The organism is Shewanella sp. MF05956 (assembly GCF_059758055.1).
Genome location: NZ_JCAYNV010000006.1, coordinates 1 through 25,921, shown reverse-complemented (window position 1 = coordinate 25,921; position 25,921 = coordinate 1). Strand labels below are relative to the sequence as shown.

General features: G+C 43.4%; 23 protein-coding genes and 1 riboswitch. Of the genes, 21 read left to right on the top strand and 2 right to left on the bottom strand.

Going from position 1 to position 25,921, the window contains the following annotated elements; all coding sequences use genetic code 11:
* Positions 1-135: 135 nt before the first annotated feature.
* The 9 genes from AC19MX_RS08065 to AC19MX_RS08025 all read left to right on the top strand — a co-directional run bounded on the left by AC19MX_RS08065 (position 136) and on the right by AC19MX_RS08025 (position 12,963).
* Entirely contained in the window at positions 136-2,904 is a 2,769-nt protein-coding gene (locus AC19MX_RS08065) for a nitrate reductase (RefSeq protein ID WP_498297557.1), read from the top strand.
* Positions 2,904-3,776 carry a uroporphyrinogen-III C-methyltransferase gene (gene cobA, locus AC19MX_RS08060; RefSeq protein ID WP_498297555.1) on the top strand — a complete coding sequence of 291 codons (873 nt, stop codon included), beginning with the start codon at positions 2,904-2,906 and terminating at the stop codon, positions 3,774-3,776. The genes AC19MX_RS08065 and cobA overlap by 1 nt, the downstream gene beginning before the upstream one ends.
* Positions 3,769-4,944 carry a glycosyl transferase gene (locus tag AC19MX_RS08055; RefSeq protein ID WP_498297554.1) on the top strand — a complete coding sequence of 392 codons (1,176 nt, stop codon included), beginning with the start codon at positions 3,769-3,771 and terminating at the stop codon, positions 4,942-4,944. Before cobA ends, AC19MX_RS08055 begins: the two co-directional genes overlap by 8 nt.
* Positions 4,932-5,537 (top strand): ANTAR domain-containing response regulator, encoded by a 606-nt coding sequence (locus AC19MX_RS08050; RefSeq protein ID WP_498297552.1) that lies wholly within the window; start codon positions 4,932-4,934, stop codon positions 5,535-5,537. Before AC19MX_RS08055 ends, AC19MX_RS08050 begins: the two co-directional genes overlap by 13 nt.
* 309 nt (positions 5,538-5,846) lie before the next feature.
* The gene (gene nirB / locus AC19MX_RS08045; RefSeq protein ID WP_498297550.1) at positions 5,847-8,477 is read left to right on the top strand and encodes a nitrite reductase large subunit NirB; all 2,631 of its coding nucleotides are present in this window, start codon (positions 5,847-5,849) and stop codon (positions 8,475-8,477) included.
* A complete protein-coding gene (nirD, locus tag AC19MX_RS08040; RefSeq protein ID WP_498297548.1) occupies positions 8,474-8,800 on the top strand; it encodes a nitrite reductase small subunit NirD in 327 nt (108 codons plus the stop codon). The genes nirB and nirD overlap by 4 nt, the downstream gene beginning before the upstream one ends.
* Positions 8,801-8,811: 11 nt before the next feature.
* Complete coding sequence (locus AC19MX_RS08035) at positions 8,812-10,278, top strand: NarK family nitrate/nitrite MFS transporter (protein WP_432399685.1); 1,467 nt, start codon at positions 8,812-8,814, stop codon at positions 10,276-10,278.
* Between the two features lie 40 nt (positions 10,279-10,318).
* Positions 10,319-12,106 carry a bifunctional protein-serine/threonine kinase/phosphatase gene (locus AC19MX_RS08030; RefSeq protein ID WP_498297546.1) on the top strand — a complete coding sequence of 596 codons (1,788 nt, stop codon included), beginning with the start codon at positions 10,319-10,321 and terminating at the stop codon, positions 12,104-12,106.
* A gap of 224 nt (positions 12,107-12,330) precedes the next feature.
* Positions 12,331-12,963, top strand: a complete 633-nt coding sequence (locus AC19MX_RS08025) for a LuxR C-terminal-related transcriptional regulator (protein WP_498297544.1) — start codon at positions 12,331-12,333, stop codon at positions 12,961-12,963.
* Between the two features lie 118 nt (positions 12,964-13,081).
* On the opposite strand, the gene AC19MX_RS08020 is transcribed toward AC19MX_RS08025, so the two are convergent.
* Positions 13,082-14,839, bottom strand: a complete 1,758-nt coding sequence (locus AC19MX_RS08020; RefSeq protein ID WP_498297543.1) for a M61 family metallopeptidase — start codon at positions 14,837-14,839, stop codon at positions 13,082-13,084.
* Positions 14,840-15,041: 202 nt separating this feature from the next.
* On the opposite strand from AC19MX_RS08020, the gene hinT reads away from it, so the two are divergent.
* The 12 genes from hinT (at position 15,042) to AC19MX_RS07960 (ending at position 25,660) form a co-directional block, all read left to right on the top strand.
* Positions 15,042-15,395: a purine nucleoside phosphoramidase gene (gene hinT, locus AC19MX_RS08015; protein ID WP_160056248.1), complete on the top strand. Its 354-nt coding sequence runs from the start codon at positions 15,042-15,044 to the stop codon at positions 15,393-15,395.
* Positions 15,395-15,907, top strand: coding sequence for a PaaI family thioesterase (locus AC19MX_RS08010; protein WP_160056246.1), 513 nt, complete (start codon positions 15,395-15,397; stop codon positions 15,905-15,907). Before hinT ends, AC19MX_RS08010 begins: the two co-directional genes overlap by 1 nt.
* Positions 15,900-16,367: a PaaI family thioesterase gene (locus AC19MX_RS08005; RefSeq protein WP_160056244.1), complete on the top strand. Its 468-nt coding sequence runs from the start codon at positions 15,900-15,902 to the stop codon at positions 16,365-16,367. The genes AC19MX_RS08010 and AC19MX_RS08005 overlap by 8 nt, the downstream gene beginning before the upstream one ends.
* Positions 16,368-16,403: 36 nt before the next feature.
* The gene (locus AC19MX_RS08000; protein ID WP_498297541.1) at positions 16,404-16,796 is read left to right on the top strand and encodes a YcfL family putative periplasmic lipoprotein; all 393 of its coding nucleotides are present in this window, start codon (positions 16,404-16,406) and stop codon (positions 16,794-16,796) included.
* Positions 16,797-16,943: 147 nt separating this feature from the next.
* Positions 16,944-17,050: riboswitch (TPP riboswitch) on the top strand.
* A gap of 57 nt (positions 17,051-17,107) precedes the next feature.
* A complete protein-coding gene (locus tag AC19MX_RS07995) occupies positions 17,108-19,309 on the top strand; it encodes a TonB-dependent receptor (protein ID WP_498297539.1) in 2,202 nt (733 codons plus the stop codon).
* A gap of 49 nt (positions 19,310-19,358) precedes the next feature.
* Positions 19,359-19,619 carry a hypothetical protein gene (locus AC19MX_RS07990; protein ID WP_432399678.1) on the top strand — a complete coding sequence of 87 codons (261 nt, stop codon included), beginning with the start codon at positions 19,359-19,361 and terminating at the stop codon, positions 19,617-19,619.
* 5 nt (positions 19,620-19,624) lie between these two features.
* The gene (gene pnuC, locus AC19MX_RS07985; protein ID WP_498297537.1) at positions 19,625-20,302 is read left to right on the top strand and encodes a nicotinamide riboside transporter PnuC; all 678 of its coding nucleotides are present in this window, start codon (positions 19,625-19,627) and stop codon (positions 20,300-20,302) included.
* Positions 20,303-20,338: 36 nt separating this feature from the next.
* Complete coding sequence (locus tag AC19MX_RS07980; protein ID WP_498297535.1) at positions 20,339-21,364, top strand: phosphotransferase family protein; 1,026 nt, start codon at positions 20,339-20,341, stop codon at positions 21,362-21,364.
* 61 nt (positions 21,365-21,425) lie between these two features.
* The gene (locus AC19MX_RS07975) at positions 21,426-22,271 is read left to right on the top strand and encodes a DUF6279 family lipoprotein (protein WP_498297533.1); all 846 of its coding nucleotides are present in this window, start codon (positions 21,426-21,428) and stop codon (positions 22,269-22,271) included.
* A gap of 92 nt (positions 22,272-22,363) precedes the next feature.
* A complete protein-coding gene (locus tag AC19MX_RS07970; RefSeq protein WP_498297531.1) occupies positions 22,364-22,957 on the top strand; it encodes an HvfX family Cu-binding RiPP maturation protein in 594 nt (197 codons plus the stop codon).
* Positions 22,958-23,058: 101 nt separating this feature from the next.
* On the top strand, positions 23,059-23,607 hold the full coding sequence (locus tag AC19MX_RS07965) for an NAD(P)H nitroreductase (RefSeq protein WP_498297529.1): 549 nt from the start codon (positions 23,059-23,061) through the stop codon (positions 23,605-23,607).
* Between the two features lie 328 nt (positions 23,608-23,935).
* A complete protein-coding gene (locus AC19MX_RS07960; protein ID WP_498297527.1) occupies positions 23,936-25,660 on the top strand; it encodes an ATP-dependent nuclease in 1,725 nt (574 codons plus the stop codon).
* Between the two features lie 7 nt (positions 25,661-25,667).
* Here the strand turns inward: AC19MX_RS07960 and AC19MX_RS07955 are convergent.
* A partial coding sequence (locus tag AC19MX_RS07955) for a transposase (protein WP_498297525.1) occupies positions 25,668-25,921 on the bottom strand: 254 nt, incomplete at its 5' end.

The window sequence follows — 25,921 nt, the reverse complement described above, 5'->3', positions numbered from 1 at the left end:
CACTTATGTTGCGCAAATGTAGCGTTGAATACCAGTCTGTTTTTTCTATTTCTAAGTTAAATCAGTAAGTTAATTTTTTGGCACAGCTTTCGCAGTAATACCATCATGAAATGGTTAATGTGAAAGGGTCAATGTATGTCAATAATCCAATCAAGTTGTGCTTATTGTGGTGTCGGGTGCGGCGTTAGCGTGTCCTCGACTCAAGCCGATTGGGTTGACGTTGATGTGTCTTCTTTAACCTTAATCGGTGATAAATATCATCCTGCAAATTATGGTCACTTGTGTGCAAAAGGTGAGCGACTGCTTGACAGTTTAACGCAACCTAATGTGCTGCGTTATCCTGTTTTACGCTCAGGTAAACCCATTTCGTGGGATCAGGCCAGTTCGTTAATTGCTGATAAATTTGCGCAAACTATCGCCCAGTACGGAGCCAATTCTGTTGCACTTTATCTTTCTGGCCAGTTACTCACCGAAGATTATTATGTAGCAAACAAATTTGCCAAAGGCTATTTAAAAACGGCAAATGTCGATACTAATTCACGTTTATGCATGTCATCTGCTGTGAGTGCTATGCAGCGGGCATTTGGTGAAGATGTAGTGCCAGGTTGTTATGACGATATTGAACATGCAGAAGTCATTGTATTAATTGGTGCGAATACCGCTTGGACTCATCCAGTGTTATTTCAACGGATATTGGCAGCAAAAAAAGCCAATAACACAACGTTAGTGGTTATTGATCCAGTTACAACCGCGACAGCAAAACAAGCTGACCTTCATTTAGCGATTACGCCAGGGGCCGATTTAGCCTTGTTCCACGGTTTGTTAGGCTATTTGGCGGATAATGAACGTGTTAATCATGAATACATTAATGCGCATACCGACGGTTTTGATGTTGTGGTAAGTCACGCCAAACAATTGAGTACAGATCTTCTTGGCCTTGCAAAGCAAGTGGGGTTAACCGAGTCAACATTGAAACAATTTTATCAATTGTTTATTCAACATAAAGCCATACTGACAGCATCATGCCAAGGCGTTAACCAGTCTGTTATTGGCACTGACACCACGAATGCGATTATTAATTGCCATTTAGCCTTAGGGCATATTGGCCAAGCCGGATGCGGTTTTTTCTCATTAACGGGTCAACCTAATGCGATGGGCGGTCGCGAAGTAGGGGGATTAGCCACTCAACTGGCTTGTCATATGGGATTTTCTCAATCTGAACGTGAACTACTCGCCGATTTTTGGCAGGTCGATACCGTTGCTGACAAAAAAGGTTTAGCCGCTGTCGACATGTTTGATGCCTTAGCTGACGGTAAAATAAAAGCCATTTGGATTATGGGCACCAATCCTGTGGTGTCATTGCCTAACAGTAATAAAATTGCTAAAGCCTTGGCCGATTGTCCTTTTGTGGTGGTGTCTGAAATAAGCCCTGATTCTGATACCGCAAAATTTGCAGACATATTATTACCCGCTCAAGGTTGGTCTGAAAAATGCGGAACAGTGACCAACAGTGAACGCACAATAAGCCGTCAGCGGGGCTTTATTACCCCCAAAGGACAAAGCAAAGCGGATTGGTGGGCCATAAGCCAAGTGGCGCAAAAAATGGGTTTTCAAGGATTTGAGTTTGACAACAGTGCTAGCGTGTTTCGTGAGTTTGCCGCGTTGTCGGCAAACGTTAAACAAGCTTTTCCCAATAAGATATTTGATATAAGCGGGTTAACCGATTTAAGCCAACAAGAATATGACGATTTAAGACCGACTCAGTGGCCAATAGCATCTGCTGAACACATTGGACAGCAAGGGCTGCGAGTATTTAGTGATGGGGTATTTGCTACGCCGACAGGAAAAGCACAATTCATTTTCCCCGCGAAGACGGTAACGCAAGTGGCTGCAAATGTAGCCAAACAGGCTAGCGTATTACTTAACAGTGGCCGCAGTCGCGATCAATGGCACACTATGACTCGCACAGGTCATATTGCGAGTCTACGAGCAAGTATTCCTGAGCCTGTAATACAACTTCATCCGGATAACCTCGCGAGCTTTTCTATTGCAGATGGCGACCTTGTGACTATCGGCTCCGCCGCAGACAAAGAATCTACGTCATTTGCTCTGGCCAGGGTGGTGGTTGATCAAAATATACCGCTTGAGATGGCAATGATGTCCATGCATTGGTCTAAGCAATTCTCATTGGGCAAAGGGGTTAATCAATACCTCGATAACCGAGTTGACCCAGTATCGCAGCAACCCGGATATAAGTGTCAAGACGTGGTACTGAAGCCTGTCGAGCTGGCATTGCAAGGTGTGGTGTTTGGTTTACACGATCCTGAAGCGCAAGGTTTATGCTGGCAAGTCGCTCAAACATTAACCACCGGAATATGTCATCACGTCGGATTTACTGATGCAGAGGAGGGGTTTGCTTATCAAGCTACTGCCCACTCACTTGCCTGGTCAGCTAATGTTCATGGCCAGCGTCTGCATGTGCAATGCAATATGGAAAAGGGCATTGTTAGCGCGATTAAAGTGCTGTCTCACACTCGGGTTAACCTAGCCGTTGAGCCGCTGAATGCCTTTATTGGAAAACCCGTCGACAACACATTTATCAAGCAGTTACATCAACAAATTAATGCCGGTAATAGCCCGTTAATTTGTGCCTGTACCGGGGTGACTGATGCACAAATTGCTGATGAGATAAATGCGCAGTTTGACCAACAAATATTTCATGATGGTAAGCAACATCTGCAATTTAATAAGGCATTAGATGTTACGCAATCAAGCTTAGGGTGTGGTCGACAATGTGGCAGCTGTAATAGTGAAGTGAAGCAATGTGCCCAAAACCATTGGCAACAGGCTCTATCTTACATCGAACTTGAATACGCTACTGCAACAGAAGAGGATGTCGCCTAATGAATACGGTAGATGGATTAATCAAAGGTGTTAACTCTGTTGGCGTCGCTTGTGCAGATGCGCTGCAAGCGGGTGAGGTTGCCATTGTTGGCGCTGGGTGTGGTCAACTCGATTTAATGACCATAAAAGCTGCGCGCATTGTCGCCCAAGCAGATGCATTAGTTTACGACAGTCTAGTGAGTAGCGATATTTTGACTTTAGTTGATACACATTGTCAGCGTCACTTTGTCGGTAAGCGTTGCGGCCAACCAAGTATTAAACAAGATGACATCAATGCGCTATTGCTCAAGCTTGCGCTACAAGGTTTGAAAGTTGTGCGCTTAAAAGGTGGCGACCCACATATTTTTGGCCGTGGATCTGAAGAAGCGCTTTATCTCGCCAAGCAGGGTATTCGATCACAATTTATTGCCGGCGTCACTGCTGCTTTAGGTTGTGCATCAAGCACAGGGATCCCACTGACGTTTCGCGGCATGGCTCGCAGTGTCACGCTGATCACTGGCACAAAAATGACCGATGTTGATAACGCTGTTGCGCCTAGCCAGTGGCAAGCATTATTAGCTGCGCAGTCGACCTTGGTTTTTTATATGGGAAAAGAGCAAGCGTCGCGTATTGCAACTGGCTTACTTACAGCACAATGCACAGCCAATTTACCTGTCGCATTTATCACTAATGGAGGTCGGCCTAATCAAATTGTAACGTTTGCGACAGTGACTTCAATGGCTGATGCAGCGTTAACCATTAAAGACTCAGGACCCACGTTAATCATTATTGGCGAGGTGGTCAGTGTCGGCCAGCACCTTGCCTGTTTACTTGATGATATCGACTTGTCATCTTCACCGGTCAATACACAATATGAGGCGCTGTATGCCTAAAATAGGTGAATTAACCCTGACATCTGCCGAAACATTCGATTTTCGGTTATTGATAAAAGCGTTGGGTAAAGGTGAAAAGGGATCTCGTTCGTTAACGTTTGCAGAAGCAAGTCTGTTACTTGAAGGGTTTGCGTTAGGGCATGCCACGCGAGTGCAAATGGCGAGCGCAATGATGCTAATGCGAGTTCGCGGCGAAACCGTGGATGAAGTTGCCGGAATAGTCGCGGGATTACGTCATACGTTACATCGTGATTGGCAGTCTTTGTCAGTCGATATTGATTGGCCTGTTTATGCAGGTAAACGTGAACAATTACCTTGGTTGTTGCTGGTGGCAACATTGCTGGCTAAGCAAGGTGTCCGTGTGATGCTGCATGGCGATAGCCAAGCGTTACCGCATCGCCGTCATGTTGAGTCATGTTTGGATGCATTAAGTATTCGGTGTTGTACCACCCCTCAAAGTGCAGCGTTGGCATTAGCGTCTGACGGTATTGTCTATGTGCGCGCAGGTGACTTAGCCCCCGTGTTAGATGATTGTCGTCAATTGCATCAAGAATTGGGATTACGCAGCGTCATTCAAACCGCTGCACGCTGTATTAATCCAAGTAACGCTCCAATCAGTTTACGCAGTTATTTTCACCCAGGCTTAGATGATTTGCATCAACAGGTCAGCGAAGCATTATTTGCTAATAATGAATATCCACCCGGGCATGTTGCGATTTTTAAAGGCTTGCAAGGCGAAACAGAATTTAACCCCAGAGTGGCTACGTTAATGAAAGTCGTCAGTAAAAAAGCGGCCAATGTAACTGTGTCTAGCTCGACTATCCCGACATTATTAGCAGGCTTTTGTGGTGCAAAAGTGGGTCAGGCTGACCTGTCTAGCGACATCCTTGCGCTGTTATGGCGCGAAACTCAACCATTATTGGCAACTGAGCTTAGTGGTGTTATGTCGCGCACCATGATTGAGCAAGCATTGAGTAGTATTAGCGCGACATTAACTGCCGTAATACTGTTACTGAATCAGCAATCCCATATGGCAGGCGGTTCGCAACAATCATTGACGGTAGAGCAGGCCATTAGTTTAAGCCAGCAGTGTTGGGCAAATCGTTTGAGTGATGCGAATAACCTATTGGCTCAATGGCACAAAAAGGAGCGACCATGCGCAGTTTAATTTTTTGTGATGCAGGCTTTTCACTGGTGCCTGTCGTTGATTGTGATGTGGTGCAATACCAAGCTTGTTTGGCGGCATTTGGGCATGTCAGTGTGTTGACGTCAATTAGCCAAATTGAGCAACGTTTACATCAACAACATGTTGATACTTTACTTATTCTAACTGACCAATTGCATAGTCAAATTCAGGGGTTAATACAACGCACTTTGGCCATTAAACCTATGGTGATTATTGTTAATGCCAAATCATGGCAACAAGATGTACTGTCACAATTACTTGATTGCGGTCGAATCACTTTTATTCCCGACATGTTAACGGTGAATCGGTTAACCAGCGTGATTAGTTTGGCACAAATTCGCTTTAATGCCGCCAGTAAAACGCTCGCAGAATTTAAAAAATTAGACGAAGAGATCCGCAGCATTAAATTGCTGAGTAGGGCTAAATTGATTGTGATGCAACAAGGGTTTGATGAAACTAAAGCACACCAGATTATACAGCAGCAAGCGATGCTAAAAGGCATGTCGATGGCGCAAATGTCCGCGCAAATCATTGCGCTTGTTAGCCAATCTGACCGTGCTCGTTTGGCGGAGTAAATAACATTGAACAGTGATGGTGCGCCCAATGTTGGTGCGGTTGAGCCTAAAAAGGACATATTATCACTGCAAGGTTAACGTTGAATACATAAAGTCTTTATAAATCAATTTATTACATGGTTTTATTTGTTGGCATAGAGTCTGCAACATCACAGTATGATACTGCAACGCATTAATGGGACATAACCCATAAAAGCACGAACAGTAAAATTTAAAAAAATCGGGATTGTAACTGGCAATGGCGCCAACTCTTTAACAGGAGTTGGCGCCATTTTGTTTTTTACCATCCAAGGCATGAAGGAGCAGGAAATGACAGTCTCAAAACCCAAATTAGTGGTCGTTGGCAATGGCATGGTGGGTCATCACTTTATTGAGCAATTATGCAGTCTGGGGCTGAATAAAACCTTTGAAGTACATGTGTTTGGCGAAGAGCCTCGTCCAGCCTATGACCGAGTGCAGTTATCTAAATATTTTGAGACAGGCAGTGCCGATCCATTAATGCTAACCAGTGCCCAGGATTATCAAGATTGGGGCATTAATCTGCATTTAAATACTCCCATCACGGCGATTGATATCGCAGCGAAAACCGTCACAAGTGCCCAAGGTGAATGTTACTCGTATACCCGATTAATTTTGGCGACTGGCTCGTTTCCATTTGTGCCGCCAATACAAGGTAACGATCGCGCTCAATGTTTGGTGTATCGTACCATTGAAGATCTTGAGGCTATTCAAGCTGCGGCGAAAAATAGTCAGGTCGGGGTGGTTGTCGGCGGCGGACTATTGGGCTTAGAAGCGGCAAATGCCATGATGCAACTTGGGGTAAAAACCCATGTTGTCGAGTTTGCGCCACAATTGATGCCCGTTCAGCTAAATGACAAAGCCGGTGAATTATTGTGCAGCAAAATCGAGCAACTCGGAGTGAGTGTGCATACCTCAAAAGCAACGACCGCCATTATTGATGGTGAAACTGCACTGCACCGCATGACATTTAATGATGAATCTTTTCTTGAAACCGACATGATTGTCTTTTCAGCCGGAATTCGCCCACAGGATGCTTTAGCCCGCGTGTCAAATATCAGTATTGGTGAGCGTGGCGGTATTGAAATTGACGATCACTGTCTAACGTCAGCTCCCGATGTGTATGCCATCGGCGAATGTGCATTATGGCAACAAAAAATATTTGGTTTAGTGGCACCCGGTTATCAAATGGCACGTGTAGTGGCCTCGCATATTGCCTCATTATCATCAAGCTCCCCAAGCCAATCGTTTACCGGCGCCGACATGAGTACCAAGCTTAAACTCTTAGGCGTCGATGTGGCCGCTATTGGCGCAAGCCGTGGTTTTGAGGATGCTCAATTTGTTGAGTTGTCTGATAATCAAACGGGTATTTATAAAAAACTCTGGCTTGATGACAGTGGTAAGTATTTAAAAGGCGCGGTACTCATTGGCGACAATAGCGATTACAGCCGCTTACTGGATTTGTATTTGTCTCAGGATGAAATTGCAGGCTCTGCAGTTGAGTTATTACTTGCTGGTGCTGAAGATGAAGCCGACTTAAAAGACACCTCTATCGTATGTTCTTGCCATCAAGTGACGAAAGGCGACATTGTTGAAGCGGTTTCAGCTGGCAATCATAAAATGGCTGAAATTAAATCGTGTACCCGCGCAGCGTCGGGTTGCGGCGGTTGTGCGCCATTAGTGCAAAAAATTATTGATCAAACCTTGCAAGCTGCTGGGCTTGATTTTAATGCCGGTATTTGTGCGCATTTTGATCACGAAAGACAAGCCTTGTATCACCTATGCCAAGTGGAAGGCATTAATGACTTTGATTCATTAATGCGTCAACACGGCAAACCTTCTGCAAGCGGCCACACGTATGGTTGCGATATTTGTAAACCCGCAGCCGCCTCGATTTTTGCCAGCTTACAAAACCAATATGTATTAAACCAAGACAGCGGCCATGTTCAGCTGCAAGACACCAATGATGCGTATTTAGGCAATATCCAAAAAGACGGCACTTATTCTATTGTGCCACGGGTTGCCGGTGGCGAAATTACCCCAGCCAAGTTGATTTCAATGGGGCAGATTGCCCAAGAGTATGACTTATATACCAAAATCACAGGTGGGCAGCGTATCGATATGTTTGGTGCAACCTTGTCACAATTACCTGAAATTTGGCAAAAACTCATTGATGCAGGGTTTGAAACTGGGCACGCCTACGGCAAGTCTCTGCGTACCGTAAAGTCTTGTGTCGGCAGTACCTGGTGCCGTTATGGCGTGCAAGATGCGGTGGGTTTTGCCATCGATTTAGAAAATCGTTACAAGGGCCTACGTAGCCCGCATAAATTGAAGTTTGCCGTATCGGGATGTACTCGCGAATGCGCCGAAGCACAAAGTAAAGATATCGGCATTATTGCAACCGACAAAGGTTGGAACCTCTATGTGGCAGGTAATGGCGGCATGCGTCCACGTCATGGCGACTTATTTGCTACCGATTTATCGACCGAAACGCTCTATCAATACATTGACCGCATTTTGATGTTTTACGTCAAAACCGCCGACAAACTGCAGCGCACCTCAACCTGGATGGATTCATTAGAAGGCGGCTTAGCATATTTAAAATCGGTTGTGATTGATGATGCGCTAGGGATCAACTCAACCTTAGAACAACAGATGGAGTTGATTGCAGCAACGTATCAATGTGAATGGAAAACCAGTCTTGAACAACCGGCTTTCTTAGCGCGCTTTAATGAGTTTGTTAACCCAAGTCAGGCACCTGTTGCAGATGCTAATGCATACCAACGTGTGCGCGATCAGCGCTTCCCTAATGGTAAAGATACCGGTGCAGGCAACATTGCGATTAAACAGATTACTGAGCAAAAAGTTACCGAGCAGCAAACCACTGAGCAACAAGCAAAAGCAGATGAGGTATTAGCATGAGTTGGATTAATGTGTGTGAAGAAACAAGCTTACCCATAGGCACAGGTGTTGCTGCCTGGGTTGCCGGAAAGGCAGTGGCTATTTTTAACTTAGGCAAAGATGGTTTGTATGCCATCGATAATGTCGACCCCGCCTCAGGCGTGGGCTTATTAGCTCGCGGATTAATTTGTGAAATGGACGGTGAACTGTGCGTGGCATCGCCGTTATACAAACAACATTATCGATTAACCACAGGCGTGTGCATTGAAGATACGTCATTAATTGCCAGTCCGTTTGATATTAAAACTGAACAGGGACATGTCCTTGTATTAGCCAAAGCATAAGGAGTATTACGATGAGTGCTGAAAAATTTAAGTTATTTTCTTTTAACGGCAAAATGAAGATTATGCATTTAAGCTGGATGGCTTTTTTTATCACCTTCGTGGTGTGGTTTAACGCCGCACCGCTGGTGAGTGTGATTGCCGACAGCTTAGGGCTGACGACCGCACAAATTAAAACCTTGTTGATCCTCAACGTTGCTTTAACCATTCCTGCGCGGATTATTATCGGGATGGTGACCGATAAATACGGACCGCGGATAACCTATTCGGCGTTACTCGCCATTTGTTCTATTCCGTGCTTTATGTTTGCCGTTGCCGATTCATTTGAACAGCTCGCATTAGCCCGTTTTTTAATTGGCTTTATTGGTGCCGGTTTTGTGATTGGTATTCGTATGGTCAGTGAATGGTTTCCGGCTAAAGAGTTAGGCACCGCAGAGGGCATTTACGGCGGTTGGGGTAACTTTGGTTCAGCTGCTGCAGCCTTTACTTTACCCGCGGTTGCTCTTGCTTTTGGTGGCCCAGACGGTTGGCGCTATGCCATTGGTATTACTGGTTTAATGAGCTTATTGTTTTCGTTTGTTTACTACTTTAATGTCACCGATACACCAAAAGGTTCAACATACTTTAAGCCCAAAAAAGGCGGCGGGTTAGAGGTAACCAGCAAAAATGATTTAGTGTTACTCATTGTCATGAAAGTGCCGATGTATGCCACCTTAGCGCTACTGGGATGGAAGTTGTCGCCAGCGGGTGTCAGCATGTTTACTCAAGATACGACAAATTTGATTTACGCCGGTTTAGTCTTTGTATTTTTAATTGATTTTTATCAAACCTATCAGGTCAACAAGCATCTCTTTTCTGTTGAAGTGCCAGAGTTTGAACGTTACGAGTTTAAGCAAGTTGCGGTACTAAATGTATTGTATTTCACCACATTTGGTTCTGAGCTGGCGGTGGTGTCAATGTTGCCTTTATTTTTTGCCGAAACCTTTGCATTAGGTATGGCGCAAGCAGGTATGGTGGCATCCAGTTATGCCTTTATGAACCTGATGTCTCGCCCTGGCGGTGGCTGGTTAAGTGATAAGTTTGGCCGTAAAACCACACTATTGATTTTAACTGCTGGTTTAGCGATAGGGTATTTATCGGTAGCACAAATAGACTCAAGTTGGTCACTCCCCCTTGCGGTAGTTGTGGTGATGGCGTGTTCTTTCTTTGTTCAAGGCGGTGAGGGCGCAGTTTTTGCTGCAGTACCACTCATTAAACGTCGTTTAACCGGTCAAATTGCCGGTATGACAGGAGCTTATGGAAATGTTGGCGCAGTGTTTTTCTTAACGGTATATTCAATGGTGTCGACACAAACGTTCTTCTATGTCATTGCTGTGAGTGCCGTATTTGGTTTTATTACTTTATTCTTTATGAATGAGCCGAAAGGTCATATTGCCGAGGTGAATGAAGACGGCGAAGTTACCTTGATAAGCGTCAGTTAGATGAACCTATGAGTGGGATCGTTATTACAGCAGGAAACCTATGCCTCCTAAGTTAGATACACATGCCAGCCCTGTGATAGATGACACGCTGCCTTTTGCAACCAGTTTGCAATTGGTAGTGGGGCAAGCCTCTGAAAAAGGTCATAAATCGCAAAACGAAGATGCGATAGGCATACGCATCCCGAGTGGTGTATCTCTTATGACTAAAGGTATCGTCAGCGTGATAAGTGATGGTGTCAGTACCGCAGAGGGAGGCGCACAAGCATCAGCGATTAGCGTGAGTAATTTTTTAGCCGATTATTACTCCACACCAGAGAGCTGGAGCGTGCAAACCTCAAGCGCCAAAGTCTTAACCGCATTAAACCGTTGGCTGTATGGGTTAGGGCAAGATTATCGCGATGCACGGCGTGGATTTGTATGTACCTTCAGCGCATTGGTGTTTAAGTCGTGCACTGTGCACATGCTACATGTGGGTGATTCACGCATTTATCGTTTTCGCCGTGGCGAATTAAGCCAATTAAGCCATGACCACAGCACAAAAATAAACGCATCGCATCAATATTTAACTCGCGCATTAGGCATGGATGTCAAATTAGATGTTGATTATAAAGCATTAACGGTTGAGCAAGACGATCTGTATTTATTAACCACAGACGGTATACACGATCAATTTACAGAGTTTGAATTACTGCAAAGGATAAGCAGTTTTCATCAATTACATCCGCAATTAAGCGATGACTTATGTGAGCAGTTTTGCCGTAAATTGATAACAAAAGCATTTGAACTTGGCAGTAAAGATAATTTGAGTGCGCAATTATTGTGTGTTCAGCAATTGCCGAAACAAGCCATTGATGATGTTTACCATCATTTATCGCAGCGTCCATTTCCGCCTCCGCTGAGTGTCGGGATGAAGCTTGATGGTTATCGAGTCACTCACATTATTCATCAATCTCAACGTAGCCAGGTGTATCGGGTTGAGAATGACCAGCAACATGCTTTTTGCATGAAAACACCTTCAGTTAATTACATTGATGATGCGGCTTATATTGAACGTTTTATGTTAGAAAGCTGGATTGGTCAGCGTATAAACAGTACTCATGTCGTGAAGGTGGTAGAGCAACATCAACCTAAATCGACATTGTATTACTTAACCGAATTTCTCCCAGGAGTGAGCTTAGCGCAATGGCTCGTTCAGCATAAAACAGCCCCAGTAGAAGATGTGCTAGCGCTGCTAAAACAAATCGAATTAGGCGTAAGGGCATTTCATCGCCGAGAAACGCTACATCAAGATTTAAAGCCGGATAATATTTTTATTACCCGTGATGGCGTGGTGAAAATTATCGATTTTGGCTCTTGTTATATCAAAGGCGTTGCTGAAATTAGCACTCCACTGACACGCGATCATATTTTGGGGACTGTAGATTATACCGCTCCAGAGGTGATATTGGGTTATCAGGCTGATGGACGAGCTGATTTGTTTTCCCTTGCTGTGATTGCTTATGAAATGTTGGCAGGTGAACACCCTTTTAAAGGCAAGCTCAGCAAATGCAATACCAGGCAAGCTTTCTCGCGATTAGAATATGTCAATGTGCACCAACTCAATCCCATGGTGCCCATCTGGATAGACCAGGCCCTAAAAAAAGCCTTAAGCATTGAGCCTAATTTGCGCCAGGCCGACACCTGCGAGCTTATTCATCAATTAACCACCGCCAGTGCTCGTCAACGCCCACATCATTTTGTGCCTCTCATCAACCGTAATCCAGTCAGATTTTGGCAGGCCACCTCCATCGTACTTTTTCTGGCTTTAATCACCAGCTTATTGGTTTAGGCCTAATATGGTTTCTGAGTATAAAAATCGGGCATTAATGAATTCAGTTAACTAAAATAACCTTACGTATAGATAATTAGTTAGCATTAATACTAAAGTGTTATTTTTTTATGGTGATGGCTCTTTTGGCTTATTTTCAACAATGAGGATGATTGGTAATATTCACATGTTGGAATATTACTTGGCAATGAAGTCGTTTAGTCAGTTCACATGGAGTGTTTGAGATGTTTAAAGTCGTAAATTGGATGTTAGTGTCACGATCTCAGTTGCTCATTGACTTACTTGATTGCCGTTGGCCGCAAGAATTTTTAGTTAAATTAACTCCCGCCCAGCCCGGTAATATGGCCAATAAATTGGCTGAAGAAGTTATTTCAGTGGTCTATTTTGACTTATCAACCATCGATATCCAACAAGCTTATCAATTACAACGTCTTATTGAGCGAGAATATAGCTCTATCCATACCGTGTTTATTAACTTCCCTAAACAACTTGATACGCGTTTTCTTATTCACCCTTCGACGACTCTAGGTGTTTTTTACGCTGACACCAGCTTAACGGAAATCAGTTTGGGATTGAGCGACATAATGAAAGGGCGAAGTGTCATGCCGCAGGAGTTATTACATTCGATGATGAATGATGATAACGAAGTGGAAGGCGATCAGTTGACTATCCGCGAACGTGAAGTGCTGCACGCCTTATTGTCAGGCAGTACCAATTTAGATATTGCGAATCAATTATTTGTTAGTGAATCAACGATTAAAACTCACTTATATCGTGCATTTAGAAAGATCGGTGTTTCCTGCAGAGGCCAAGCCATTGCCTGGGCGCAAACTCACATGCATGAGGTGAGGGTATAATCCTTAGCTCAACAGCTTTTGTAAATAGAAATGGGTATCAGTTGATACCCATTTTTGTGTCTGCTTTTTGTGGAGAGTTTAACCTCTATCACTTAAACCATTGTCAGTTAATCCACTGCTAGTTAAACCAAAGTGCGGTTTTACTGGCATCGCTAATGGTTAATGAAATCGTGTCAGCAACAGCTTCTCGCACTGGCAGTTGGCCTTGCATTAATTCATCGCGTCTAAACCAATGTAAATTGAGTTGTTGTCCTACGCTATAGCTTTGCAGTTGCTGCTCAAATTGGGCGTTAACCTGTAAATTATCAGCGGCAATCAGCAAATCTCCGGCGCTGAGTCCCGCTTGATGTGCAGGGCTGTTTTGGCTAACGGTTAATACTTTTAGGCCAAGTGATTCTGGCTTGGTTTTAGCCCCAAAGGCGATTTTATAACCTTTGGCATCCCCGCCACCGAGATCGGTGACACCCTCACTTGCACGCACTGTCATGCTAACGCCGACCTGTTCAAGTAAGCTGCTTAGCGGTATGTCTTGGGTGTTGTCTAAATAAGCAAAAATATCATCACACGAGCGGTTAAGCAGTTTTTCAACAATCTGTTGATGGCTCATGTTATTGGTGCCGATTTGCGGCAATCCATATTGTTGCCATAACGTGCGCATCACATCATCAAGGCTGTGCTTGCCCTGGGTTTCTATGCGGATGGTTAGGTCTAAATACAACGCAAATAGTGCGCCTTTGGTGTAATAACTCACAATGGCGTTAGCAGCATTTTCATCTTGCTTGTAAAACTTGGTCCATGCGTTGAAGCTTGATTGCTTAAGGGTTTGCTTAAAGCGTCCTTCGCCGCGATACACTCGCGTCATGATTTGGCTAAGTAAGGTTAAATAGCCTTTTTCATCAATGCACTTAGACTTAAAAGTAATTAAATCATCGTAATATGACGTAATCCCTTCGTATGCCCATAATTGCTCTGTGTACGACTCTTGCGATAAATCAAATGGGGTAAATTCGGCAGGTTTAATGCGTTTTACGTTCCATGAATGGAAGTATTCGTGGCTGCAAAGTGACAAATAGGTCCGATAGCCTTTATCAACCGGCGCATCGAGTGACAAAGGTAGGTCATTGCGCGAACACATTAAGGCGGTTGAGGCTTTATGTTCGAGTCCGCCAAAGCCGTTATCTAATACTGTGGTCATAAACACATAACGTTCAAACGGTGCAGGCGTGCCAAATAAGTTAATTTGATATTCGCAAATGGCGGTTAAATCCTTAGCCAGGCGAGCCATATTGGCGCGGTGTTTACCACTTAATACGATATCGTGTGGCACTCCAGCAGCATAAAAGGTTTCGATGCTCAGCTCGCCCATTTCAACGGGATGATCGATTAAGTCATCGTAGTTTGGTGCGTTAAAATCACCAAAACCAAATTGTTCGCCAGCGGTTCTGTTCATGCTGGTGGCCAAAGTCCAGTGGCTTAATTCGGCTAATGCGGGCTTGGCTATGGTAACCTGGTGCGGGTGTGACTCAAGCTCTTTGGCGGCTAAAAACACGCTACTGCCATTAAAGAAACCGTGGTTTGTATCAAGGTGGGCGGTACGTACCGATAAATCCCAGGCGTAAATTTGATAGCATAATATGATGTCGCTATCCTGGTTATTTACCTGCCAGGTTTGCTTATCTAACTGGGTGACGGTTAATGCTTGTTGATTTTCTGTGGCGTCAATTTCGATAATGTTTTTAGCAAAATCACGGATCATGTAACTGCCAGGTAACCAGGCCGGTAAGTAAAAAACTTGTGACGGTGAGGCTTGGCTGACGGTGAGAGTGACTTCAAATAAGTGCGCTTTAGGATCGATCGCACGGATATGATAATGCATAAAGAATTCCAAATAGTAGAAGCATTGCAATCAAAAGGATTGAGCTATAATCGACAATGCTGCCAAAAATGACTCGGTTAAGCAAACGAATCCCATTTTCTGTAAAAGATAACTGATTTATTGAGTTTTTTCTGGAGTCAGAGATCAAAGACTTGTTACTATCATCATTAGCAAAATGCTGTCATTCATTAAGGATCCTAAAATGGCCGAAGAAACCATATTCAGTAAAATTATTCGTCGTGAAATTCCAGCCGATATTTTATATCAAGATGAACTCGTCACTGCATTTCGTGATATCGCTCCGCAAGCGCCCACTCACATACTTATTATTCCTAACCATTTAATTGCCACGGCCAATGATGTCAAAGCATCAGATGAAAAAGCCTTAGGCCGAATGATGACCGTAGCGGCTAAATTAGCCGATGAAGCAGGCATTGCAGAAGATGGCTATCGTTTGATTATGAATTGTAATAAACATGGTGGCCAAGAGGTATACCATATTCATATGCATCTTTTAGGCGGTAAGCCATTAGGTCCAATGCTGAGCCGCGACTAATGAAAATTAACAGTGATTTTTTCCCATTAACTGAAGTGGCCACTCGTTTTGTTAACCAACTGGCTCAGTGTCGTCGCTTAGGGTTAAGTGTTAAAGAAGCCAGTGAGCATCACGTATTAATTGAGTTGCCATATAGCCAAGACATTATTGGTTATCCAGACACGGGTGTGATCCATGGTGGGGTAATTACCACCCTCATCGACACCGCTTGCGGCACCGCAGTGGTGTGCGCCATTTTAAAAAAATATCAATCGCTTGAGTTGTCACCAACATTAGATTTACGGGTCGATTACATGAAGCCTGCTGAGCCGCATAAACCGGTTTATGCCTTTGCAGAGTGTTACCGTTTATCGTCAAGTGTGGCCTTTACTCGCGCGATTGCCTATCAAGAAAGTATTGATGAACCGATTGCCCATGCAGTTGGTTCATTTATGCGTATTAGCCCAGAAATGGTTGGCGAAGAGTTTCGTCAGGCGTTAATGGGAAACTTGCCGGAGAGTCAGCATGACTGAGCAAACAACCCAGGTGGCATCAAGTGAGTTGGATGTTCAAGATGTGGTAAAGCGTGCCATTGAGTTAAATGACTACAGTTATTTGCTTGAAAAAGTGCCGTACTCACAATTTATTGGTATGTCTGTAGCCCGTTTTGGCGACGAAATGGTATTTAGATTACCCGCAAAAGATGACAATATCGGCAATCCCATTCTACCGGCTATTCACGGAGGGGTGATTGCAGGCTTTATGGAAATGTCGGCCATTGTGCAATTAATGGTGTTTATGCAGGCCAAAAAGGTGCCTAAAATTGTCGACTTTTCAATTGACTATTTACGCGCAGGTTTACATCAAGACACCTTTGCAGAATGTAAAATTACCCGTCAAGGGCGCCGCGTGGCCAATGTGAGTATCAATTGTTGGCAAACTAACCGTAAACAATTGATCGCCACAGCCAGAGCGCATTTTTTATTAGATTAATAACCCAAACCGCCAGTAACATTTAAGGAAAAGATTATGAAACTCGCATCGATTATCGTACTCACATCAACGTTGTTACTTGGCGCTTGTGCTCACAACACCGCGGGTATTGCCCTTGACTCTAATGGGCAAGTTCGCGTTGATAGCAGCTCTTTTGCCAGTGATGTCAATGTTACTGATATTGCGTCAATTATGGTGGGCGACTTAGTTAAAGCCTCGGCGTTAATTCAGAGTAAATCGAGTTATGACCAACGCGTGCAATACAAATTTACCTGGTTTGATGCCAACGGTTATACCATTGAAAATGAAGCAACAAGTTGGAAGTCGGTAAAATTACATGGCATGCAACAACTGCAAGTCAGTGCAGTCGCACCTAATACTCAAGTCAGTCATTTTGAGATATACGTGCGCGAAACCTACTCTGATTAACGCTTTAAATTCGTATTTTGTACACGCTGTTTACCGCTTGTTTGATACGACAAAGGCACTAGCATAATGTCGACATTGGCAAAGTGCTTTTTGTGTTATCAAATTGTATGACGGATCGTGTAATCAGATTTTAGATAGTTTATACTCGTGGCCGCCAAGGGGTGTTCAGCAATACTGAACTGAGATGTCGTTAAGACGAACCCTTAGAACCTGATCCGGCTTATACCGGCGTAGGAATGGGCCACACTATCTTTAAGTGCACCTCTTATTCGCTACTCTTGCCGGATCTCAAAATCACTATTTGAGGTCCTATGTTCACGAAAAAATCTACCGGGTTAACCCACACCCCAATTGCCTTAGCGGTTATCGCAGCACTAAGCTCGCCGATTGTTTTAGCCAAAACGGCTGATGTTGAGCGCGTAACTCCCGAATATGAAAAAATGGAAGTCATTGTTGTTAATGCTGATTTTAGTAATATCAGCCTTGATAAAATGCCATCGAGCGTGACCGTTATCGATGCTCAGCAACTTAAAGACGAAGGTGCGCAGCATTTTGAAGATGTGCTGAATTCCATTGCTAACTTTAACTGGTCTGGTGGTAGCTCTCGTCCTAAATACTTCCAAATCCGCGGTGTCGGCGAGCAAGAGCAATACCAGGGCGCGCCAAACTCATCAGTTGGCTTTGTGGTCGATGATATTGATTTATCAGGACTTGGCATGGTGTCGAGCATGTATGACATGCAACAGGTTGAAGTGCTGCGTGGACCGCAAGGGACACAATACGGTGCCAATGCCTTAGCGGGATTAATTTATCTAAAAAGTAATGATCCTACCGATTCATTTGAGCATGGCGCAAAAGTCAGCGTTGGCGATGATGATTTACGCACGTTTTCTGGCTTTAGTTCTGGGCCATTAAATGACTCAGGTAAATTGTTGTATCGGGTATCGGTTGAACAACATACTCAAAATGGTTACCGAAATAATCTGTACCTAAATAGTGACGACAGCAATCAACGTGACGAGCTCAGTGCCCGCGCTAAATTACGCTGGTATGCCACAGACGATTTACAAATTGATTTGACCTTATTACATGCCAATTTCGATAACGGTTATGATGCCTGGACACTAGACAACAACACCACTAATACCTTAACCGATCAACCGGGTATTGATGCGCAAGAAACAACAGGTGCTGGGCTTAAGTTTATTTATACCGGTGCCACAGCATTTGACTTCACCTCACTCACCTCGATAGCGCAAACCGACCACCACCACGCATATGATGGTGACTGGGCAAACCCTGACTACTGGGCCAGCAAGCAATGTACTTTGTATGATGATGACTACAACGTCACAGGCAGCGAGCCATGTGAGTACGATTATACCTGGGATAAAGAAGGCGACCGCCAAACGCTTACCCAGGAGTTTCGTTTATCATCAAAAGATGCAGGGCGGATTTTTGCAGGTTCTACTGATTGGTTAGTGGGTGTATATGCCATGAACCTCAATGAAGATAATGACTTATATTCAGAGTACAACACCTGGCCAGATGAAGTGTTACAGTCGAGCTACGAAGCCACAAATTATGCTGTGTTTGCTCAATTAGACAGTCATTTAGGCAATGATTATTTGTTGTCTACCGGTTTGCGTTTTGAGCAAAGAGACAGTGAATACCGCGACAGTAATAATGATAATTTTGAACCGTCAGAAAACATGTGGGGCGGTCATATCGCCTTATCAAAAGCCATTAATAGCAATCATAATGCCTATGCACGCATTGCGCGAGGCTATAAAGCGGGTGGCTTTAATATGACGTTGCCAACAGAGTTAGCCAACAAAAAAGAGTTTGATACCGAGATTTTATATAACTACGAAATCGGCATGAAATCGACTTGGTTAGACGGCAAGGTTGACTCGACATTGGCAATATTCTTCATGGATCGTGAAGATCAACAAGTGTCAGCCTCTTTACAAGACCCAGATAATCCACAACGATTTGTATTATTTACTGAAAATGCCGGTAGCTCACAAAACTACGGCGCTGAAGTCGATGCTAAATGGTACGTCACTGAGAATATTGAGTTTTACGGCAGCGTTGGTTGGTTAGAAACCGAATACGGCCAGTATGAATACAGTGACAAATACGGCTCGATTATTGATTTGTCGGGTCGTGAGCTCGCCCATTCTCCTAATTTTACCTACAGTGCCGGTATGACGTATGTCGCCGACTCGGGTTGGTTTGCTAATATCAATGCCAGTGGCAAAAGTGATTTTTATTACTCAGATAGCAACGAGTCAACATCAGATGCATACACCATTTATAATGCCCGCCTAGGTTACGAAACAGCAACATGGTCGGCTTACTTATGGGGCCGTAATTTATTTGATAAAGAATACGGTGTGCGCGGCTTCTATTTTGGTAACGAACCCGACTTAGATTGGGCCGACAAACAATACATTCGTTATGGCGATCCTCGCCAAGTGGGTGTGACGTTTGACTATAAATTTATGTAAGTTCAACCGCGGCATCACCCGGTGCCGCATACCGTTTAGGAAATGAACAATGAAATTAACCGCTGAAATTAGTATGTATCCATTCAACGAAAACTACCTTGATCCAATCAAGTGGTTTATTGGCCGTGTTGATAGCTACAACAATATTGAACGTGTCACCAATGCCATGGCAACACAAGTGTGCGGTGAGTACGCTGATGTCATGTCAATGCTGGCCATTGAAATGCAAGCTGCTCACGAGAAGTGGGGCAAAGCCGTATTTGTGTGCAAGTTTATTGGTGGCGAACTTAACCTAAGTCATAGCGAATAACAGCCATGAATGACGTGATGTTAGCCATTCAACAAGCTTTTAGCGAAGCGTCGGTCATGACATTTTGGGAAGCCATTGCCGTCATGTTTGCGCTGGCTTACCTTATTCTGGCAATGCGGACTAACATTTGGTGTTGGTCGGCGGCGTTTCTGAGCACCGCCATTTACACTGTATTGTTTTGGAATGTGTCGCTATTAATGGAGTCGGTGCTCAATATTTATTACATGGGCATGGCTGTTTATGGTTATTGGCTGTGGTTGCATGTGCCGCCTGTGCAGGAATCTCAACACCATGAAGTGAATACACAACTGAGCATTAGCAGTTGGTCGTTGACGACTCACAGTATTGTTATCGCTGTTACTGCTTTGGTGTCGATAGTGGTGGGATACGGTATGGCGAATTACACCAGTGCAGCATTTCCCTATATCGATGCAGCCACCACCTGTTTTGCGGTTGTTACCACGTACTTAGTGGCTAAAAAAGTGCTCGAGAACTGGCTGTACTGGGTGGTGATTGATTTGGTTTCTATCTACCTTTACTTCCAAAAAGGACTGATGTTGACCTCAGGTTTGTTTATTCTATATGTTGCAATGGCCGTTGGCGGTTACATGATGTGGCGTAAAAAATATCAACACTCCATTGTTAAACAAGATAAGCTTTCTCAACAAGCAATTAGTGTATAATCACAGCATTATCAGATTGTTATTGCGGTAAAATTTATGTCATCACCTTTACTCACCTTACCCAGTGAGTTCATTAATATGTTGCAGCAGGCAATACCCGCTGCAACATATCACTCATTATTAACGCAATGCACTGCCGTTACCTTATTAAATACTGGCTTAAGTAACCAAAATTATTTGTTGTCTTGCCCCTTGGGTGACAAGGTGTTGCGCGTCAATCAACGCCACAGTCATTGGTGTAATAGGGCGCTTGAGGTTGAATGTTGGCGCTCTGCTATCGCGGCGAATATCGCGCCGAAACTCGAGTGGGTAAGTGACGACAAACAATTTTATTTAAGTGATTTTGTCGCTCAACCGCAAGGCGATTGGAGCCAGTTCTCATCCATGTTTGGCCATTCATCTACTCGGCCATTGTCGGCAATCGCTCATCCGAATGTGGATGCGGTTGCTTTGTTGGCGCAATTATTTGCATCGCTGAGCCAATTACCCGTACCGTCTAAAAGCATAAGTGTGAGTGCACAATGGCAGCAATATGCTCTGCAATTAGATACGCTGAGTCAGCAGCAAACTAACGAGCAGTGGCATCACGCATGGCAAACATTACAACGCATGAACATGCGTATCAGGCATTGGTTATCACAGTTAGAATCTTGTGTTTTATTGCCTATTTTTTGTCATCGCGACTTAACCCCACACAATTTGCTGTTAAGTCCCACCCACATAAATAGCGCATTGCCGCAAAGTAAAATAATTTGTATTGATTATGAGTATGCTGTTGCCAGCCATCCATTGTTTGATTTAGCCAGCACTGTAGCAACCCATAACTTAACAGAAGACCAAGTGGCGCAATTAACCCACAAGGTTATTGTGCAATATTGCCAAACGTCGAGTTTGACCGATGTAGCCGCCGCTAAAGCGGCAATGCCTGCTGCGATAAACTGTTTTTGGTTATTTTCGGCAATGTGGTCACTGCTTATGGCGGCTAATGAATCTAAACAAGATACATTAGCGATGGCTAAATACATTAAGTTTTACAATCAATACTTAGCCCTAATCCATTAATCAACGTATCTTCAGGTTGTTTGGGTATAGTATAGATTCACCTAATTTTGAGGGACCAATTGTGAGCAAAAAACTGCTGTTATTATTGTGCTGTACGGTTTTATTTGTAGGCTGTTCAACCAAGGTGAGCTATTTCTTTCTTGATTGGGCCATCGAGTGGGAAGTTGAAGAATATGTTGATTTAAATCGTGATCAGCAAAATAAATTTGATCAACTCGTTGAACAGTTTTTAGTATGGCATCGACAAGACGAATTACCTCGATACCGCGATCAGCTAACCTTATTATCAACTCAAGCCAATGAATATTCATTAACACCAGAGTTATGGCAGCAACAAGTCACTATGGCCAAAGCGCACTGGTATCGAATTTTTAATGTCGTCATGCCAGACTTACTCCCCATAGTAGTAAGCTTTGATGACAAACAAGTTCAACAGGTATTAACTCAGCTTAAAAAAGAGCAAAAAGAGTTAATTGAAGAATACGCCGGTAAAGAGCAAAGTGAACTGATAACAGACTCAGACAAACGTATCGAAAAACAATTAAAAGAATGGACCGGTAGTGTCAGTGAAGCGCAAAAGCAGATTATTCATCAAGCCAATACAGAGCGTTTAGCCACCTTAGATATGTGGTTAGAATACCGTCACGAATGGCTACGACAATTTGAGCAAGCTTTATTGCGCCGTAATGAGGCTGACTATTTTACCGCACAAATGACACGCTTACTCACCGCACCTGATGAGCTAAAGTCATCTGTTTATCAAAATAATGTCACTGAGAATACACATAAGTTTGGGGTGATGATAATTGCTTTAAACCAAAGCTTTAGCGACAAACAGCGCAAACACTTTAATGGTAAATTAACCGAGTTAGTTGACGATTTAACCGAATTGCACTTAGATAAATAACTGAACCTCACTGAGATACCTCAGCGTGAATTGAAAGATTTTGCCGCTAAAGCAGGTCTTTTGATTCACTACACATTTAGGACGAATTATTTATGCAGGCGTTAATCGGGTTATATCAACAATTTTTACACGTGGTTAAGCATTCAGAAGGCTTAGCCGCTTTGGCCTTAAGGCTATATCTTGCTCCCGTATTAATGCAAGCAGGCTACAATAAACTGTCTCATTTTGACGACACCGCAGCCTGGTTTGGAAACCCAGATTGGGGTTTAGGCTTACCCATGCCAGAAGTCATGACAGCATTAGCGGCAGGTACCGAGCTAATTGGCGGAGCATTATTGCTGGTGGGGTTAGCCACTCGATTAGTCGCATTGCCTATGATGATCACCATGCTAGTGGCAGCATTTGCAGTGCATTTACCTAATGGATGGTTAGCTATTGCCGATGCCAGTTCATGGCTTGCCAATGAAAACGTGATGGCATCAGCAGAAAAACTGGCTGCGGCTAAATCTATTTTACAACAGCATGGTAATTACGAATGGCTGACCAGCTCTGGCAATTTTGTGATTTTAAATAATGGTATCGAATTCGCCATTACTTACTTATTCATGTTGTTAGCGTTATTGGTTATTGGCGGTGGACGTTACACCAGTGTCGACTATTTTATTAGCCGTCGCTTATTAAAGTAGTGTTGTTCACTCAGTCGATGAAACCCGTTTAATTAATCCCACCAAATTGGTGGGATTTTTGTTAATATCATTCGCATGATTTTACTTGAAAGGATTGAACCTTGGACGCAACACAACTGTTATTGACTCGCCAGTCAACACCTCGTCTAGTCGCCCCAGCACCAACGGCAGAACAACTGACTTTTTTACTCGACGCTGCAGCTAGAGTACCCGATCACGGCGCACTAACACCGTGGGAATTTATTATTGCCGTTGACGATGGTTTAGCAAAATTGGCTGATGTATTTGTTGCCGCAGCCAAAGCACAAGGTGCCGACGAAGCCATGATAACCAAGGCCGGCAATATGCCATATCGTGCACCTATGGTGATAACCGTTGTTGCCAAAACGCAACAGCATGACAAAGTGCCAGTTTTAGAGCAACATATCGCAGCAGGCTGCGCCACCATGGCCATGCAACAAGCCGCATTCGCTCTAGGTATTGGCGCAGTATGGCGCAGTGGTGATTTTGCTTTTAATGCTGATGTGAATGCCGCTTTAGGATTAGCCGCAGACGATCAAATTGTGGGCTTTTTATATGTCGGCACTCCAGCGGTGGTTGCACCCACTAAACCGCTAAAAAGTGGCCAGCAATTTGCGCGTTATTTGTAAGCAACGTAAGGTCATAACGTTTCGGGGTTATGACCTTCGGCCATCTTCATATTGATGCATGGCCTGCGGCCATTAACGTCGTGGCGCTTCACCGTTACCAAAGCAAAGAGGTAAAGCGCATTCTTGTTCATAACAGCAAATATGGCCATATATGGCTTAGTTTTAGCTTATCTATAAACAACTAAATGATTGAGTCAAAATAGGAACTCAGATATTGTTTGTTAATCAATCAAAATAAATTTTAAAACGAGTAATTCTACAGGCTCGTTAGGGTTCTAAGCGTACACGGCTAGTCAAGTATCAATATTAATTATAAGGAAATAGTGCATTGTCCCAAAAACCCACAGCAACAATTTCAAAGATTAGTTTCTCAGGTGGAAACAGTTTCCAATTAAACCCAAACGAAAAAATTATTATTGTAGGACCAAATAATAGTGGGAAATCTCAAACTTTACGTGAAATTATGGCTATTGCTCAGAAAGGTGAGGGAGAACGAACAGTTGTAGTTACTGATCTTGAAATCAAGAAGAATGGTGATTTAGAGCAGCTTAGACAGTTTTTGGAAGATAATGCGGAATTTGTAAACTCAGAGTACCGTTTTAACAATTGGCAAGTTCATGAATCTCATATTCAATTCTGGGCTCAAAAGTATCTAATGCATGGAATAGCGGATGGATACATAAAAAATATTGCAGCCAATGACAGGTTGACTATCTGCAATCAACAAAACAGCATTTCACCTGGCGATCAAAAAACTAAACCACAGCACATTCTTTATGATGATGAAGCATTGATGAATAAAATTAGTCTGCTTTTTAAACGTGCGTTTGGCAAAGATATTATGTTTGATTATAGAGGGGGAAGGAGTCTTCCTATTCATGTAGGTGATAACCCTATGGTTGATGGTGTAGTCGATAGAGTTGGTGATACTTATGTTCAATCAGTTCGAAGTAATCCTCTCTTAGATAAACAAGGGGATGGAATGAAAAGTTATGCTGGTATTCTGTTTGAAGCTATCGTAACAGATCTAGATATAACTCTTATTGATGAACCTGAAGCGTTTCTACATCCACCGCAGATGCGCAGACTTGGAGAAACCCTTTCTTCAGAAGTACGGGGGCAGTTGGTTGTTGCTACCCATAGCAGTGATATTCTTCGTGGTTTCCTTGAGGGAACACGTGGGAATGTTAGAATTCTTCGTGTTCAAAGAGACGGTGATAAAAATGTCGTTTCTGAAGCATCAAGCGAGACGATTAAAAGTTTATGGGACAAGCCTGAATTACGTTACTCAAATGCGCTTGAAGGTATTTTTCATGAGCAAACGATTATTTGTGAGGATGATAGTGATTGTCGATTAATTAATTCAATAGGTGACCATTTGGAGTTGAATTCCAATGATCAATGGCTAGACACCGCATATATTCCAACAGGTGGAAAGCATGGGGTGCCAAAAATAGCAAAGACACTTCGAGAAGTTGGTGTTCCTGTGAAAGCGGTATTTGATATTGATTTTTTATCTGAGTCTAGCTTGGTTAAAACAACGGTTGATGCTTTTGGTGGTTGTTGGACTAAAATAGAGCCATTGTGGAAACGTGTTGACGCAGCAGTTAGAGGGGGAAATAAGCCGAAAACAAAATCTGAAATGAAACAAAGTGTTATAGAAATAATAAATAATACAGGCGATGATGAGCTGCCAAAAGGGGATGTTATTGAAGCTATGAAGCAAGGTAAACCTTGGAGTGTGGTTAAAAAGTTTGGTTTTAGAGGCATCCCCCATGGTGAAGCACAAACTGACTATCAATTGCTAAAGGATTTATTGGAAGATATTGGTATTTATTTGGTACCTGTAGGAGAAATAGAAAATTTCTGCCCACAAATTGGATCCCATGGCCCTAAATTTATAACTAAGCTGTTAACCAGCATCCCGCTAGGAGATCCTCAACTTAATGACTTAAGAAATTTTGTGGATCTAGTCCATAAAGGTAAGCATTGTAATTTGAAAGCGAATTTAGTTTCTGGGTCAGAAAAAATAGTTGAAGACGTCGAAGCCTAACTAACGACTATGGCGTCAATAACTTATTTTTACCTGTATTCTCATCCCACATGACGCCATCTCTTAGCATCGAATTTAAGATAATTACCATCTTTCTGACACATGCAATGATGGCGACTTTTTTGGGCTTGCCCTGCCCAAGCAGTCGCTGGTAAGTGGCTTTAAACACAGGGTTACACTGCATAGCCGACATCATTGCCATATAGAGTACAGTTCGTACTTGTGCTCGTCCGCCTTGGATGACCCGTTTACCTTTGTAGG

What these genes read in the sequence shown, in the direction of transcription:
- AC19MX_RS08065 (WP_498297557.1), top strand. Translation starts at nt 136, where the DNA reads ATGTCAATAATCCAATCAAGTTGTGCTTATTGTGGTGTCGGGTGCGGC.
- cobA (WP_498297555.1), top strand. Translation starts at nt 2,904, where the DNA reads ATGAATACGGTAGATGGATTAATCAAAGGTGTTAACTCTGTTGGCGTC.
- AC19MX_RS08055 (WP_498297554.1), top strand. Translation starts at nt 3,769, where the DNA reads ATGCCTAAAATAGGTGAATTAACCCTGACATCTGCCGAAACATTCGAT.
- AC19MX_RS08050 (WP_498297552.1), top strand. Translation starts at nt 4,932, where the DNA reads ATGCGCAGTTTAATTTTTTGTGATGCAGGCTTTTCACTGGTGCCTGTC.
- nirB (WP_498297550.1), top strand. Translation starts at nt 5,847, where the DNA reads ATGACAGTCTCAAAACCCAAATTAGTGGTCGTTGGCAATGGCATGGTG.
- nirD (WP_498297548.1), top strand. Translation starts at nt 8,474, where the DNA reads ATGAGTTGGATTAATGTGTGTGAAGAAACAAGCTTACCCATAGGCACA.
- AC19MX_RS08035 (WP_432399685.1), top strand. Translation starts at nt 8,812, where the DNA reads ATGAGTGCTGAAAAATTTAAGTTATTTTCTTTTAACGGCAAAATGAAG.
- AC19MX_RS08030 (WP_498297546.1), top strand. Translation starts at nt 10,319, where the DNA reads ATGCCTCCTAAGTTAGATACACATGCCAGCCCTGTGATAGATGACACG.
- AC19MX_RS08025 (WP_498297544.1), top strand. Translation starts at nt 12,331, where the DNA reads ATGTTTAAAGTCGTAAATTGGATGTTAGTGTCACGATCTCAGTTGCTC.
- AC19MX_RS08020 (WP_498297543.1), bottom strand. Translation starts at nt 14,839, where the DNA reads ATGCATTATCATATCCGTGCGATCGATCCTAAAGCGCACTTATTTGAA.
- hinT (WP_160056248.1), top strand. Translation starts at nt 15,042, where the DNA reads ATGGCCGAAGAAACCATATTCAGTAAAATTATTCGTCGTGAAATTCCA.
- AC19MX_RS08010 (WP_160056246.1), top strand. Translation starts at nt 15,395, where the DNA reads ATGAAAATTAACAGTGATTTTTTCCCATTAACTGAAGTGGCCACTCGT.
- AC19MX_RS08005 (WP_160056244.1), top strand. Translation starts at nt 15,900, where the DNA reads ATGACTGAGCAAACAACCCAGGTGGCATCAAGTGAGTTGGATGTTCAA.
- AC19MX_RS08000 (WP_498297541.1), top strand. Translation starts at nt 16,404, where the DNA reads ATGAAACTCGCATCGATTATCGTACTCACATCAACGTTGTTACTTGGC.
- AC19MX_RS07995 (WP_498297539.1), top strand. Translation starts at nt 17,108, where the DNA reads ATGTTCACGAAAAAATCTACCGGGTTAACCCACACCCCAATTGCCTTA.
- AC19MX_RS07990 (WP_432399678.1), top strand. Translation starts at nt 19,359, where the DNA reads ATGAAATTAACCGCTGAAATTAGTATGTATCCATTCAACGAAAACTAC.
- pnuC (WP_498297537.1), top strand. Translation starts at nt 19,625, where the DNA reads ATGAATGACGTGATGTTAGCCATTCAACAAGCTTTTAGCGAAGCGTCG.
- AC19MX_RS07980 (WP_498297535.1), top strand. Translation starts at nt 20,339, where the DNA reads ATGTCATCACCTTTACTCACCTTACCCAGTGAGTTCATTAATATGTTG.
- AC19MX_RS07970 (WP_498297531.1), top strand. Translation starts at nt 22,364, where the DNA reads ATGCAGGCGTTAATCGGGTTATATCAACAATTTTTACACGTGGTTAAG.